The following is a 14,333-nucleotide window of genomic DNA, read 5'->3' on the forward strand; positions in this document are numbered from 1 at the left end:
TTACATCCTAACAGTCTTTAAGTTATAACTAGTCATTATGAACGTGATGCACCATAAACATAGACTGCATGTTGGCAGCTATTACAGGTGTTGTCTCTTCACTAACATGCACTTGGTTGTAGCCATCAGATAAGTTTACTGATGTAGTACCATCAAATATTTTTGCAATGTCTGCAACAATGTGTATTTGAGGTGTTTTATTTTCTCTAACCAAAACAGTATTAGGAAACTCTAAAGTAACTTCTCTATAATTATCTAAAGATGTTCCTACACTTCCCATATGAACGTTCAATGGCTCATTAGTAAAAGTGTCTGAGCTAAAAGTACCGTCTAACCTTACAAATCTGTATCCTGTAGACCAATTCCACATCATACCTTCTTCTGAGGCTAAGTCTAAAAAGTCTCCTTGTCCTTCTGCACCTAATGCAAAACGCTCTTGATCTATTCCAATACCAAATGTAATTTCTGTGTAATTAGCAGCATTAACATTATCTAAGGTTACGTAGATTTCGCCTGCATTATTACCGTCTTCTTCATTAATAATAAAGGCATTCTCCTCTATTGGGTATAAAAAAGTATTGCCTTCACTATCTTTTACTCTTACATTACTTACTATATATTTTAGTGTATTAAGCTGAAAAGATTCGTTATTAGATTTATTGTAAGTTGCACCAAATATAAAGTCTTGATCACCTACAGCGTTATCAAATTTGAGGACTATATTACCTGTTTGCCCTGTTAAATCTTGTCCATCATCATCATCTGATGAGCAACTTGCTATTAATGCACATAGCATTAGTGCATACGCATATTTTAAAATTTTCATTTTGTATAAGTTTTAATATTTTTTTAATCCGTAATTTATTTTGAGACTTGAGTACATAGCATGCATAGCTATACACCTTAATTCTTATTTTCAAAAAAATTAAAATGCAGCCTCAAAGAATTTTAGGCTTTAATTTTAGCCTAATTTAAATATGAAAACTTATGCAATTGGTGGTTTGAAATGAACTTGCTCAAAGCTAAATTTATAATTCTGAGCCGGAGATACTATTTTATCTTTTATAGCTATTGATAAAATAAAAGACGTTTTAAATTCTTGAAATTCTTGAGAAAAAACAGGAAAAAAGGAATCTGATAAATTTAAAATGGCCTTACCATTTTTATCAGTTGTTTTTGTTGCAGATAGTTGCTTTGCTAAATGACACTTTCCGTTACACTGAAGCTCTGGTTTCTCCTTATTAACACAATACGTTTCGATAATATAGTCTATGTTAAGTTGATAATACAAGACATTACCAACAAAACACATTGGCCTTAAGGCAAAGGAGAAAAATAATATATAAACTACGAGTTTTTTCAGCTTATTTTGCTTTGATGCAAAAGTAGTTTATACCTATAAAAAAAGCGACTTTAAAGTCGCTTTTTTTATGCTTTTAAATAGATTAAACATTGGTTTAAATCCGGGTTTTGATTGATTAGTGATTGAATAAATATTCGTAATTCTTCTAGTTCGTGAGGCAGTAATCGTTTAGCTGCTTTTTCCACTTCTCTACAGAATAATGACGCATCAAAACTTACCTTCTTAAGTACAGTTTTAGTGTACTCAAACATTGCTCTCGCCATAAGTTATTTCAAGATTTTAGATTAACAAAAAGTAGTTTTTATCTATAGGCTGTTATTTCAAAAATTCGTTCTCTAAGATAGAAAAAAAACACTTTTTCGAAAACAAAACTTCAAAAGTTTAACAGCTTATTATGTTAAAAGTTAGATTCTAGGTGTTGAGTAGTAAAATTACTGAAAGATAATTTCACAGATTCAAACAATTGATTTAGTGCGAATTACAACCTAAAACCGATTATCACCATCCAACAAATCGCCCAAACCGCCAAGGATACTTCCTTCTCCTCTACCTTTACCACCTGCTTTTGGTGCAGACGCTATAACTCTATCTGCCAATCTGCTAAATGGTAAGGACTGTATGTATACTTTTCCTGGTCCTGTTAATTTTGCAAAGAACAGACCTTCGCCTCCAAAAATAGAGTTCTTAATACCACCTACAAACTCAATATCGTAATCTACATCTTGTGTAAAGCCAACAATACAGCCTGTATCTACGCGTAAAGTTTCACCTGGTTGTAAGGTTTTTTCTGCCATGGTTCCGCCTGCATGTACAAATGCCATACCATCGCCTTCTAGTTTTTGCATAATGAAACCTTCGCCTCCAAATAAGCCTCTACCCAGCTTTTTTGAAAACTCAATACCAACACTTACTCCTTTAGCTGCACAGAGAAAAGCATCTTTTTGGCAAATAAACTTCCCTCTAAAATCTGTTAAATCTATAGGTATAATTTTCCCTGGATACGGAGATGCAAACGATACATTACGTTTTCCTGTAAGGTCATTGTAAAAAGCGGTCATAAACAAGCTTTCTCCTGTAAGGATTCGTTTTCCTGCGCCTAGTATTTTGCCTAAAAACCCTTTGTCTTTTTGAGAACCATCACCAAAAATGGTATCCATTTTAATACCATTATCCATCATCATAAAACTTCCTGACTCTGCAATAACAGCTTCTTGAGGATCTAATTCTATTTCTACATACTGCATTTCTTCTCCATAGATACGGTAATCTATTTCGTGAGCATTTCTGTCTGTAAAATCTGGTAATCTTTCCATAATGTTTTTTTGTTTTTGATTGACAGTTATATGTTGCTTAAAACAACATTTTGTTACATTTTAATAAGATAGTTTCAATATGTTCGTAATGACACACTACGACTTTACTTTTAGTGTCCACTCAAAATTAAAAGAAGACACTTCTACTCCCTCTGCATTAACTCCATTAGCGCTAAGCCAAACGGTTTGCCCTTCTCCTGTTTCAATAGCTTTTGCAATAGCATCGTCTATTTTATGGCCTTCTTTACATGTAAAGATAATTCTCCCTGTAGCTTTTTTTGTAAACGATGCATTATTATTAGCAACTAACATGGATATTTTTTTACCACTTTCTTTAATTTTTTTCATTACCAAAGCACCAGTTGTTAACTCAGCAGCCATGCCTTGTACAGCCCAAAACATTGAATTAAACGGATTTTGATTTATCCAACGATGTTTTACGGTGACTACACAAGTGGTATCATCTAAAGATTTTGTTCTTACTCCTGTAAAATATGCTGCAGGCAGTTTAAACATTAAAAAAGTATTGAGTTTAGAAGGAGATATATTCATATGTAAAATGAATTAGATGTACTATTCTTTATTCTTTTTTAATTCTTGAAGAAAAAACAACACACAAATGATTAAGCTAGCAAAAACCATGTAAGGCTTCATATTAATGAATGCTCCTGTCATGTTTAGCTTATCTATAGGCACAAAAACTATAAACAGAAAGAAAAGAAAAAACACAATTGACTTATAATGATTTCTGTAATCCATAAATTTTTATTTCCTCAAAATTAGCCAAAAATAAATTAAGCTTCAATGTTAAAAAAATGTTAATTTTAAGTACTATGCGTAACATAATACCTTCTTTTAGACATATATTTGTATAAGAAACTATTATATACTTTTTAAAATGGTAGACAGTCATCAAAAAAATTTAGCCACATTTATACATCTTTCAACCTTTTCTAGGTTTATAATTCCGTTTGGAAACTTTATTGGCCCAATAGTACTTTGGGCTGCCAACAAGGATAAATCAGAGTTTGTAGATCAGCATGGAAAGCAAGCCATTAACTTTCAGATTAGTGTTTTGTTATATGCTATTATCATTGGCACTCTAAGCGTTCCGTTTTTCATCTTTAAACTTTTTAGGGGATTAGATGTTATCGATTTTCATGGGTTTCGTGATTTTCATATCAGTTTAGGAGAGCCTTCTCCTCTACTCTATATAGGTGGCGGACTTGGTGCTTTAGCTATCATAGGATTTATTGTAGAATTAGCTCTTATTGTTAAGGCTAGTTTATCTGCAAGAGATGGTTTATCGTATAAATATCCTTTGACTATCAATTTTTTAAAATAAAATTTCATCAATAATCAATCAAAAAATGAACAGTTTAATCGAATTTAAGACACTATTACTATGAAGATAGAAAACACAAAAGCACAAATGCGTAAAGGTGTTCTGGAGTATTGCATCTTATCCATCTTAAAAGATGAAGATGCCTATGTTGCAGAGATTTTAGCCACACTAAAAGACGCAAAAATGCTTGTTGTAGAAGGGACTATATATCCACTATTAACAAGATTAAAAAACGCCGGATTGCTCAGTTATCGCTGGGAAGAATCCACATCTGGACCACCAAGAAAATATTATGGTCTTACAGAAACAGGCAAGTTGTTTCTAAATGAATTAAACACAACTTGGAGTGAATTACAAAATGCAGTTAACCTAGTAACCAGTACAAAAACAACAAAAAAATGAATAAAACAGTCAATATAAATTTAGCAGGTATATTCTTCCACATAGACGAAGATGCATATCTTAAGTTATCGCGCTATCTTGAGGCTATAAAACGTTCATTTACAGACTCTCAAGGACGTTCAGAAATTATCGCAGATATAGAAGCTCGTATTGCCGAGTTGTTTTCTGAGCGTATACAAAACGAAAAACAAGTTGTTGGTGTAAAACTCGTAGATGAAGTTATTACTATAATGGGACAACCAGAGGATTATTTGGTTGATGACGAAATCTTTGAAGATGAACCTCAGCCAAAAAAATCTCGTAATTCTAATTCTGGTCCTACAAAAAAACTATTTAGAGATACCGACAACTCTTACATAGGTGGTGTTTCTGCTGGTTTGGGTCATTATTTTGGCATAGATGTGCTTTGGATAAGACTTATTTGGGCCATACTATTTTTTGGTGCCGGAACAGGAGTAATACTCTATTTAATACTATGGGCATTAGTGCCAGAAGCTAAGACTACAGCAGAAAAGCTAACAATGACTGGTGATCCTGTAAACATCAGTAACATTGAAAAAAAAATTAAAGACAGCATTGATTCGGTATCAGAAACCGTAAAAAATGTTGATTTTAAAAAACATGGCGAAAAATTAAAAGAAGGCTTAGACGATCTTACCGATAACATTTCAGAAACAGTAAAGAGTGTCGATTTTCAGAAGCAAGGCAATCGGTTAAAATCGAGTTCGCAAACCTTTTTTGATTCTATCGGAAACATAATAATGTTTTTCCTAAAAATCATCGCTAAGTTCATTGGTATTATACTTATTGTCGCTGGTGTAGGTGCTATAATAACCTCAATTGTATTCTTATTTACTGTAGGTATTACAGATGCTATACACTTGCCTGGTATTGACTTGCTCTATGTCGCAAATGCAGCAAACATACCTATTTGGATAATGTCTACACTAGCATTTTTTGCTATTGGTATACCATTTTTCTTCATCTTCTATTTAGGACTAAAGATCTTAGTAAACAACTTAAAGTCTATAGGTAATGTTGCCAAATTTACATTACTAGGCATTTGGCTAATAGCTATTGTAGGAATTATAATAATCGTAATAAAACAAGCAACAGAGCATACTTTTGATGCAAAAGTTGTTACTAAAAACGAACTAATAATAAAAGCTGGCGACACTATTAATCTAAATAATTCTGAATATGATGAATACAGTAGTTATCGTTATAACCACAACAACGATTTTAATATTATTGAAAACGATGAAGGTCCTAGTATAATTACGTCAAACGTAAGATATATTGTAAAATCAACCACAGATTCTGTTGCTTCAATTATTATTGAAAAAGAAGCTACCGGAAGCGATTACAACAAAGCAAAAACACGTGCAGAAAACATTGATTTTGGATATAAACTCAATGGCAATACTCTGGTTTTAAATGATTACTTAAAAACTGACATAGAGAATAAGTTTAGCGAACAAGAAGTAAGAGTCATTATCTATTTACCAGAAGGTACAATTCTATATACTGATAAGAGTTTTTCAAAATCATGGAGATATAGTTACTCTAGATATGGTACCAATCTTTTAAGAGATATAGAATTTGGTAAGTATTATAAAATTACCAAAGACAATGCTGAGTGTTTAGACTGTAGTAATAACGAAACCACTAAAGAAACTGTAACCTCAGAAGAAATGTCGTCGTCTAACCAAGAAAAGCATGAAGTCAATCTAAAAATAGACGAAAATGGAGTTGATTTTGAAATTAACAACAATTGATACCCATTAATTGACAGTTCGGTTAAATTAAGTTTAGATCAATCAAAATAACACAGACATTTGCGCTGTAATCATCAATCAAAAAAATGAACCAATCAATCAAATCACTTTTGCTGTGCAGTATCGGATTCCTAATGGCCTCTGGTATTGCAGCAGCTCAGGTGGAAAAAAATTCTGACCTCTACAAAACACTCAAACAACAAGACAGTATTTTATTCGATATAGGATTTAATAAATGTGACATAGAAAAGAGTGCAGAAATAATATGTGATGACTTAGAATTTTACCACGATAAAGGTGGTGTTACAAATTCTAAAGAAGAATTCGTCAAAACAATGAAAAACGGAATCTGCAGTAACACCAACACAACAAAGGTCTATCGGTTTCTAGTTGAAGAGAGTTTAGAAGTTTTTCCTATGTACAATAACGGTGAGCTATATGGAGCATTACAAACCGGAAAGCACTTCTTTTCTACCAATGAAGACATGACTTATGATAAATCTGACAACTATGCTTTGTTTTCACATTTGTGGATTATAGAGGAAAATGAATGGAAACTAAAGCGCGTTTTAAGTTATAATCATACATCAAAAGAAAAATCTGAAAATTAAATTTTCATAAAAATCATCAATCAAATAAATCAAAAAAAATCATGAGCACATTAGTAAGAATAGTAGTCACCAGTATTTTAAGCATTATCATGCTTTCCTGTGATTTTTCACTAAACATAGGCACAGGAATTGACGGCAACAAAAAAGTTGTAACTCAAGATCGCAATATTTCTAACAACTTTGAATCTATTAAAGTAAGCCAAGGTCTAGACCTATACATTACCCAAAGTAATGATGTATCTCTAAGTGTAGAAGCTGATGAAAACCTTCACGATATCATTATGACAGATGTTGAAAACGGCACACTTCGTATCTATACTACAGAAAATATTAGAAGAGCAGCATCTAAAAAAATCAATCTTAGCATTGATAATATCTCGGCAATTAAAGCAACTAGTGGTAGTGATGTATTTTCAACAAATACTATAAAAACTAACTCACTAGAACTTAATTGTACAAGTGGAGCAGACATAACATTAGATGTAAAAACAGAAACACTAAACTGTTATTCCACTAGTGGTAGTGATATAAGAGTTAGCGGCACTACAAAATCTTTATTTGCAGAAGCGACAAGCGGCAGCGATATAAAAGCCTCTGATCTTATTGCCGAAACATCTAAAGTAAAAGCTACAAGCGGAGCTGACATCTCTGTTAATACCTCAAAAGAATTAACAGCCAGAGCAACCAGTGGTGGCGATATTAGATACTCTGGTAATCCTGAAAAAGTCGATAAATCTGATAATTCTGCTGGAAGTGTTAGAGCAAATTAATGTTTATTTCTTTCAAAAAACAGACTTACCAACCCACCTCAAAAACCTAAAAACCAACCAATTGCAAACCGTTTTAAATTCTTTATAGAGTTTGGGGCGGTTTTTGTATATCTTTGTTTAGCAGCTAAGAAAGTGACATTTTCCCTGAGTTGTGTCTTATTAATAGCGAAACAAAGATTAAAAATGAAAAAAGTTTTACTTATTCTGGTATTAATGTTGGCAGCAATACCTACAATTAATGCCCAAGAGAAAATTAAAGGTGATAGAAATGTTACCATAAAACAAACATACATTGACGACTTTCATACCATTGTTGTTAATGGTGATTTTTCTATAGAAATTGTTTACAATAGTAAGCCTTCTGTTAATGTAGAAACAGACGACAACTTACACGACGTTATACAATTTGATGTTGTTGATGGTGTTTTATCATTTGCGCAATCCATGCGAATTACGTCAAAAAAGCGACTTAATATAACCGTAAATTATGGAGATGCGCTTCAAAATATTGAAATAAAAGGTGATGGCGAAATACGATCTTTAACCTCAATGGAACTTGGTGATGCCAGCTTAATAACCAGTGACAACTCTAGAGCTTACTTAAATATTAAAGCAGACAACTTTGATTATAAAAGTACCGGAAAATCTAAAACACGATTAAATCTTACTGCAGATTCAACAAAAATTGAGCTGAGTGACAACAGTAAATTAGATGCATTAATTAATAGTAAAGTTGCAGATTTTGATTTGTACCAACGTTCTGATGCTGTTATTGAAGGTGCTGCAAATAAATCTGTAATACGATTAGATAATTCTACAAATTTTAATAGTCCTAAGTTTGATGTTAAAACCGTTGACGCTACTTTAGAAGGCAACAGCGATTTAACTATAAGTACAATAGATAACATCTCTATTGCTGCATCAGGAGATACCGAAGTATATCTTTTTGGTAGCCCAGAAATTACTATTACAAAGTTTGAGGATACTGCAAAACTTCAAAAGAAGCAACGCTAGTGTTTAGGGATTTAGACTTCGTTTATTTTAAGAGCGAATTCTATTTCTATTTCTGGTGAGACTTTTACCATTCCTAGCATTTTTTTGGGAGCTTCTAAATTAAAATCCGTAATGTCTATTGGCAAAAGACCTTGCACATATATTTCGTTTCCTTTTATAATTTTTACAGGTATTTTATAATCCTTAGAGATATTACATATTGTAATACTTAGTGTGGCATTTATAAATTCTGAAATCTCGTTTTGTTTAGAAATTTCTTTAAGACTAAGAGTTATTTTAGGGTATTCATCTGTTCTAAGAAGTTTTCTAAAATCTTTATTTATAGCTTTTCCTCCACAATGAAATTCTATGTTAGGAAGCTGAATTGTTGCCGAATTAAACTGTATTGAATTTTCTAGCTCTTTGTAACCTATTTTAATTTCGTTAGAAAAGGCTTGTATATTAAAGCTACAGTTAAATTTACTAACATTAGTTTTTCCGTTAATCTTCAGATAACTATCTGATGAAAAGGATACTGTTGTTTCACTTGTTTCTTCGTTAGCTTTAAGAGGTATATTTCCTATTAAAGTGAAAAAAAACAATATGGTAAATGAGACTACTTTAATCATAACAAAATGAAAAAAAGGTCTTTAACCTAACATAGATTAAAGACCTGGTTAATTATTACTTTAGAAACTAATTACAGCCTCTGCCATAAGCCCATTAAATTTTCCTTCGTCTAAGAGGCTTCCTACAGGGTAGTCTTTGTATTGTTGGTCTACATATTCTACTTTCATTAATACATTTTTGGTTAAGAACCAACCTGCACCCAATTGAAATCTATTTACAGTAACATCATCTCCACTAGCAAGCTCAGCGCTAACAGTGTTGTATCTACCACCTACAAAAAGGTTCTCAGACTTACCAAATCTGTAAATTACTTCACCTGCATATTGTTCAGCATTTCTTCTATCTGTTTCACTCAAAGCTCTACCAGAGGTTAGTTCTACAGTTCCAAAAAACTCTAATCCACCATATTTTACAAATGGATTAACCATTATAGCTGTAATCTTGTTTGAAAAACCAGGATCAAAACGTCCAGATCTAAAGTTATCGCTTGTAGCAGCCGCATCTTGCATTATATTATAGTATCTAGATCCTGCTCTATCTGCTGTGTATAGATATACATTTTGAGCATATCCTGTGTTATATAAAGAACCTGTAAGCCTAAATCTAAAGTCATCAGTGATTTGCTTATCGTATCCTAATTTTGCTAAAAAGGCAGCACCACCTGTTGTTCCGTTAGATTTGCTTGTACTTTGGTTAAGCTTACCATTAGTAAAGCCTAACATACCAAAGAAACCATTGTTTGTATTATAATATAACTCAGCACCAACCTCTGTTGTAAAAGAATCCATAATCAGGTTACCTACAAACGGATTGTAAAGTGCTTGTGCATTATCGCTTCTTCTAAAATGAGCATCACCATAGTTGTTTTCCATATGACCAATCTTAATGGTTACATGCTGCATTAAATCCTCCAAGAAACCTTCGCTAATAAACTCTAATTTATCTACCTGAAAGTATCCTCCTTTTACATAAGGTTCATGGTGATGTCTTGATGATAAATAGGTTCTTAAGTGCATATTAACACCATCAAAAAGTGCTACATCTAAATCTAAATTTGCGGTTGCCAAATTAAAATTACTACCAACCTCTCCTATCGGAACTATGCCTGAGTTTTCATTCTCTAATGCCTGATATTGTAAGGCAAAAGCACCACCAATTCTTACATTAATATCCTTAAAAGTCGTTGCTGTATCTTTTGGAGATTCAAAAACATTAACACCTCTTTTGTCTGGTTGTCTGTAATTGTCTAAATCTCTTTTACTTTTCTCTTGCGCAAATAGAGAACTGCTTAGTGTCAGTGCAAGAATAAAACTTGCTATTTTTAAAATTGATTTCATAATACTATAGTTTATAGTTAATTGTTGTTATTTGTTGAAAACTGATTTGAATATTATTTTTATTTCATCACCTGTCTTTATGGTTCCTAACAAAGCCTTTGGTGGCTCAACACCATAGTCTGTCATTTTTAGAGACTTTTCTCCATTTAAATAAATTTTGTCTCCATCTATTTTTAGATTGAAGCTTAAAGAAACCGACTTCGTAGTACCACTAATGGTTAACTTTCCTTTTACTGTAGCTTTAAAATGAGATTCTGATATTTTTTCTAATTGACTAACCGAAGACATTAGAAAAGTGATTTTCTTATGCTTATCTGTATTAAGTGCTTTAAAAGTCTTTTTGTCCATTGCAGATTTTCCGCTTTTAAGGCTTTCAGCTTTTACAGAAAAATCTAATTTATTTATTGTAAATTCTTCAGAATTTGAAACATTTAAATTACCAGATTGCTCTTCTGCATTAAGCTCCCAATCATGTAAGGAAGAGGTACCTTCTACACTTAAAACAGAAGATTTACTAAGTGTATAATTTTGAGATACTAATTGTTGAAAAGAAAAAAGTGTACTTACAAAAAATAATAGATAAAGTATCGGAGTTTTGAGTGTGTAGTTCATAATTGTTTTCTTTAATGTTTATACAAAGTTTTGAAAAAAAACAATCCTATTTTATGATAAAAGTCATATCATAGTGAACATTATTTAATAGAAAAAGCCGAAGTATAAAACTTCGGCTTTAAAATATATTATTGTAAGCATGCTATTAGTTGTAGGTAGAAGTTACAACTTCAAAATCAGCCTCCTTAGCTGCTAAATAGCGTTCAGCATCTAAAGCTGCCATACAACCTGTACCTGCAGCAGTAATAGCCTGTCTATATACATGGTCTGCTGCGTCACCGCTTACAAACACACCTTCTACATTGGTTTTACTTGTTCCAGGAACAGCATTAATAATGTATCCTGTTTCATCTAAATCTATCTGCCCTTTAAAGATATCAGTGTTAGGCTTATGGCCAATGGCTACAAAGAAACCAGTTGCTTCAATTTCGTGCTTTTCGTTGGTTTGGTTATTAAAAACTCTAACACCTGTAACAACTTGTCCATCACCTAAAACTTCATCAGTTTCGGTATTGTATAAGATTTCGATATTTTCGGTTTTCTTTACGCGCTCTGCCATAATTTTAGACGCTCTAAACTCATCTCGACGCACTAACATCGTTACTTTTTTACAAAGTTTAGATAAATAATGTGCCTCTTCGCAAGCAGAATCTCCTGCTCCTACGATAACAACTTCTTGGTTTCTGTAAAAGAAACCATCACAAACTGCACATGCAGAAACTCCACCTCCTAGTTTTAAATATTTTTGTTCAGATGGTAATCCTAAATATTTTGCAGATGCTCCTGTAGATATAATTACCGTTGATGCGTGTATTTCTTTCTCATCGTTAATCCAAACTTTATGAATATCGCCTGAAAAATCTACTTTAGTTACCCAACCATGACGCACATCTGTACCAAAACGTTCTGCTTGTTTTTGTAACTGTATCATCATTTCTGGTCCTGTAATACCCTCAGGATATCCAGGAAAGTTTTCAACATCATTTGTAGTGGTTAATTGCCCTCCAGGTTGCTCACCTTGGTACATTACAGGTTCCATGTTAGCTCTAGATGCATATATAGCTGCAGTATAGCCAGCAGGTCCAGAACCTATAATTAGGCATTTTACTTTTTCAATTGTATCAGACATATCTTGTGTTTTATTACAAAACAAAAGTAGGATTTTTGTATAAATCCTTACATAGAAGTTATTAACACTTACTATAGTGTCATAAAGTTTTCAAATTGCTTTAATTTCTCAAATTAATTTATTAAATTTTAGGTATTTAATAGCTAAATCTAACCTGTCATGAAAACAAAACTTCTTTTTCTAAGCATGTTATTGTTATTAGCTTTTTCGTGTAAAAACGAGGCTAAAAGCACAGAAACGACTAGTGACTCATCTAACGCAGCGTTAAATGATAAACTTAGTGACTTAAAAGGCACATGGGAACTCACAGGATTTTACAATTACAAGGATAATGTCGTTGTTGATTCTTTTAAAATGAATCCAGATTTTAGACAACTAAAGATGTACACAGACACCAAAGTAATGTGGTGCAAGCATAGACCTGCAGACTCTTCTGAGTGGTTTGGATATGGTACTTACAAGTTTGACGGCGACCAATTAACAGAAGTGCTAGATTTTGGCTCTACCGTTATGGACGAGGTAATTGCCGAAAAAAAACAGTTTATTTTTGAATTGAATTTACAGTCTAATAAATTTCAGCAAATAGAATTAGATGATGAAGGCAACAGAATATATTCTGAAAATTACATCAGAGTTGAAGAGCCTTAACCGAAAAAACTAAACTCCTTTCTAATCTTTTTTGTGATGAAGCGAAAACGGTAATTTTTCAGCTTTGTAATTATACGTTTTAGACCTTCGCTAGACAGCCATCCTTTATGGTTGTTAAACTTTTTTATGTTTGAAACGTGCATTAAATGATTTTCTCCATTGGCCATGCTATATATACCTCCATAAAAAGGCAATGGCTTTAACCTTATACGATTGTCTAAAATTGTTAAACGATGATCAAAATATAAAATAGGATCTACTTCAAAAAAATACTGAAGCAACTCTGGTTTTACTATTACCGAACTCCCACATAAGTAACTGAACTTAAAAGTTGCGAACAAAAAAGACTTTCCTTCAAAATGCAAGTAGCCATTTTTAGTATACCAACCTGGTACATTCTCTTTTGCATTATTTACATATGCTGCAATACGATTACTCACATAATCATCAGAATCTACAGTCATTACATAATCTGCATCAAACGTTTCTTTAGCATATTTGGTACCAAGCTTTAACTTTCTCCCTTTATCGATCTCTCTTCGCTTGTTTATATTATCATCACTTTCATTTTGTTTTCGAATCGGAGGATCAAAATCAACTTGTAAATAATGGATATTTTTATGTTGAAAGTTAATTAGAGGAATTTCATGACAAACAGCTATGATTTTAAAGTTCTGATCGGTTTGATTACACAAAGACTTAAATGTTCTTTCTACAAGATTACAGAACCCTAACCAATCGCCAGAGACACGTTCGCTTTTTACAGGAACAATAAAGGTAAGCATAGTTAATATTCATTTTCAGAAAGTTAAACTAAGCATAGCATTATTGTAATTAAAAAATAATCGATGAAGCTTAAATTTAACCCGTAGAATATTAGCTAACGCTTAAAAGTTTAACATAATCTTAAAAAAAAGCACTCATTATCACAATTTTAGCCTATAGCTTTAACTTTCTTTAACTTGACTCTCACGTTAAAAACCATTATATTATTGTAAATCAAAAATTTACACAAAATGAAATTCATAAAAAATAAAAATGAGAAAAGAAGAGATTATCTTTTTCAAAAGGATAAGAAAACTATTATTGGAGCAAGGCTAATTGGATTTGTTCTTGTCGTTTTAATTAGTGCTGTTATTATTTCAGGAACTATTTTATAAAACTTAAGCTTTCGCATACATCTATAAAATAAAAAAGCTCAGCAAATGCTGAGCTTTTTCTATTAAAGTCGGGGTGGCAGGATTCGAACCTGCGACCTCCGCGTCCCAAACGCGGCGCGATAACCGGGCTACGCTACACCCCGAATATTGGTTATCAATTTTAGGACTGCAAATATAGAGTTTTTCTTTACAATCCAATAACATTTTTCTAACTTTAAAAATTGATACTAAATTTTTGCTCT

18 protein-coding genes and 1 tRNA gene are annotated in these 14,333 nt (G+C 32.4%); 8 read left to right on the plus strand and 11 right to left on the minus strand.

The window, feature by feature from the left end; translation table 11 throughout:
• Window positions 1-28: 28 nt before the first annotated feature.
• The 5 genes from P7122_RS10250 to P7122_RS10270 all read right to left on the minus strand — a co-directional run bounded on the left by P7122_RS10250 (window position 29) and on the right by P7122_RS10270 (window position 3,228).
• On the minus strand, window positions 29-826 hold the full coding sequence (locus tag P7122_RS10250; RefSeq protein WP_278005706.1) for an MbnP family protein: 798 nt from the start codon (window positions 824-826) through the stop codon (window positions 29-31).
• A gap of 159 nt (window positions 827-985) precedes the next feature.
• On the minus strand, window positions 986-1,312 hold the full coding sequence (locus P7122_RS10255; protein WP_278005707.1) for a hypothetical protein: 327 nt from the start codon (window positions 1,310-1,312) through the stop codon (window positions 986-988).
• Between the two features lie 116 nt (window positions 1,313-1,428).
• Entirely contained in the window at window positions 1,429-1,626 is a 198-nt protein-coding gene (locus P7122_RS10260) for a hypothetical protein (RefSeq protein WP_278005708.1), read from the minus strand.
• Between the two features lie 222 nt (window positions 1,627-1,848).
• A complete protein-coding gene (locus P7122_RS10265; protein ID WP_278005709.1) occupies window positions 1,849-2,676 on the minus strand; it encodes a TIGR00266 family protein in 828 nt (275 codons plus the stop codon).
• A 96-nt stretch (window positions 2,677-2,772) separates the two neighbouring features.
• Window positions 2,773-3,228, minus strand: a complete 456-nt coding sequence (locus P7122_RS10270) for a DUF4442 domain-containing protein (RefSeq protein ID WP_278005710.1) — start codon at window positions 3,226-3,228, stop codon at window positions 2,773-2,775.
• 346 nt (window positions 3,229-3,574) lie between these two features.
• Here P7122_RS10270 and P7122_RS10275 point away from each other — a divergent pair, with 346 nt between their 5' ends.
• The 6 genes from P7122_RS10275 to P7122_RS10300 all read left to right on the plus strand — a co-directional run bounded on the left by P7122_RS10275 (window position 3,575) and on the right by P7122_RS10300 (window position 8,596).
• Complete coding sequence (locus P7122_RS10275) at window positions 3,575-4,021, plus strand: DUF4870 domain-containing protein (RefSeq protein WP_278005711.1); 447 nt, start codon at window positions 3,575-3,577, stop codon at window positions 4,019-4,021.
• Window positions 4,022-4,081: 60 nt separating this feature from the next.
• Window positions 4,082-4,423 (plus strand): PadR family transcriptional regulator, encoded by a 342-nt coding sequence (locus P7122_RS10280; protein ID WP_278005712.1) that lies wholly within the window; start codon window positions 4,082-4,084, stop codon window positions 4,421-4,423.
• Window positions 4,420-6,201 carry a PspC domain-containing protein gene (locus P7122_RS10285; RefSeq protein ID WP_278005713.1) on the plus strand — a complete coding sequence of 594 codons (1,782 nt, stop codon included), beginning with the start codon at window positions 4,420-4,422 and terminating at the stop codon, window positions 6,199-6,201. Before P7122_RS10280 ends, P7122_RS10285 begins: the two co-directional genes overlap by 4 nt.
• Window positions 6,202-6,287: 86 nt before the next feature.
• The gene (locus tag P7122_RS10290) at window positions 6,288-6,812 is read left to right on the plus strand and encodes a nuclear transport factor 2 family protein (protein WP_278005714.1); all 525 of its coding nucleotides are present in this window, start codon (window positions 6,288-6,290) and stop codon (window positions 6,810-6,812) included.
• A 41-nt stretch (window positions 6,813-6,853) separates the two neighbouring features.
• Window positions 6,854-7,582 carry a head GIN domain-containing protein gene (locus P7122_RS10295; protein ID WP_278005715.1) on the plus strand — a complete coding sequence of 243 codons (729 nt, stop codon included), beginning with the start codon at window positions 6,854-6,856 and terminating at the stop codon, window positions 7,580-7,582.
• Window positions 7,583-7,765: 183 nt separating this feature from the next.
• Window positions 7,766-8,596 (plus strand): GIN domain-containing protein, encoded by an 831-nt coding sequence (locus tag P7122_RS10300; protein WP_278005716.1) that lies wholly within the window; start codon window positions 7,766-7,768, stop codon window positions 8,594-8,596.
• An 11-nt stretch (window positions 8,597-8,607) separates the two neighbouring features.
• Here the strand turns inward: P7122_RS10300 and P7122_RS10305 are convergent, their stop codons facing one another.
• The 4 genes from P7122_RS10305 to trxB form a co-directional block, all read right to left on the minus strand.
• Window positions 8,608-9,204, minus strand: coding sequence for a YceI family protein (locus tag P7122_RS10305; RefSeq protein ID WP_278005717.1), 597 nt, complete (start codon window positions 9,202-9,204; stop codon window positions 8,608-8,610).
• Window positions 9,205-9,264: 60 nt separating this feature from the next.
• Window positions 9,265-10,542: a hypothetical protein gene (locus tag P7122_RS10310; RefSeq protein WP_278005718.1), complete on the minus strand. Its 1,278-nt coding sequence runs from the start codon at window positions 10,540-10,542 to the stop codon at window positions 9,265-9,267.
• Between the two features lie 27 nt (window positions 10,543-10,569).
• Window positions 10,570-11,154 (minus strand): YceI family protein, encoded by a 585-nt coding sequence (locus P7122_RS10315; RefSeq protein ID WP_278005719.1) that lies wholly within the window; start codon window positions 11,152-11,154, stop codon window positions 10,570-10,572.
• A 145-nt stretch (window positions 11,155-11,299) separates the two neighbouring features.
• Window positions 11,300-12,283: a thioredoxin-disulfide reductase gene (gene trxB / locus P7122_RS10320; RefSeq protein WP_278005720.1), complete on the minus strand. Its 984-nt coding sequence runs from the start codon at window positions 12,281-12,283 to the stop codon at window positions 11,300-11,302.
• Window positions 12,284-12,442: 159 nt separating this feature from the next.
• On the opposite strand from trxB, the gene P7122_RS10325 reads away from it, so the two are divergent.
• Entirely contained in the window at window positions 12,443-12,931 is a 489-nt protein-coding gene (locus tag P7122_RS10325; protein WP_278005721.1) for a hypothetical protein, read from the plus strand.
• On the opposite strand, the gene P7122_RS10330 is transcribed toward P7122_RS10325, so the two are convergent.
• Window positions 12,928-13,716, minus strand: a complete 789-nt coding sequence (locus tag P7122_RS10330; RefSeq protein ID WP_278005722.1) for a hypothetical protein — start codon at window positions 13,714-13,716, stop codon at window positions 12,928-12,930. The genes P7122_RS10325 and P7122_RS10330 overlap by 4 nt on opposite strands.
• A 231-nt stretch (window positions 13,717-13,947) precedes the next feature.
• Between P7122_RS10330 and P7122_RS10335 the strand changes: the two genes are divergently transcribed.
• Window positions 13,948-14,091, plus strand: coding sequence for a hypothetical protein (locus P7122_RS10335; protein ID WP_278005723.1), 144 nt, complete (start codon window positions 13,948-13,950; stop codon window positions 14,089-14,091).
• 68 nt (window positions 14,092-14,159) lie between these two features.
• Here P7122_RS10335 and P7122_RS10340 read toward each other — a convergent pair.
• Window positions 14,160-14,234, minus strand: a tRNA-Pro gene (locus P7122_RS10340).
• Window positions 14,235-14,333: the final 99 nt, after the last annotated feature.

The organism is Winogradskyella marincola (genome assembly GCF_029624125.1).
GTDB classification, from domain to species: Bacteria; Bacteroidota; Bacteroidia; order Flavobacteriales; family Flavobacteriaceae; genus Winogradskyella; species Winogradskyella marincola.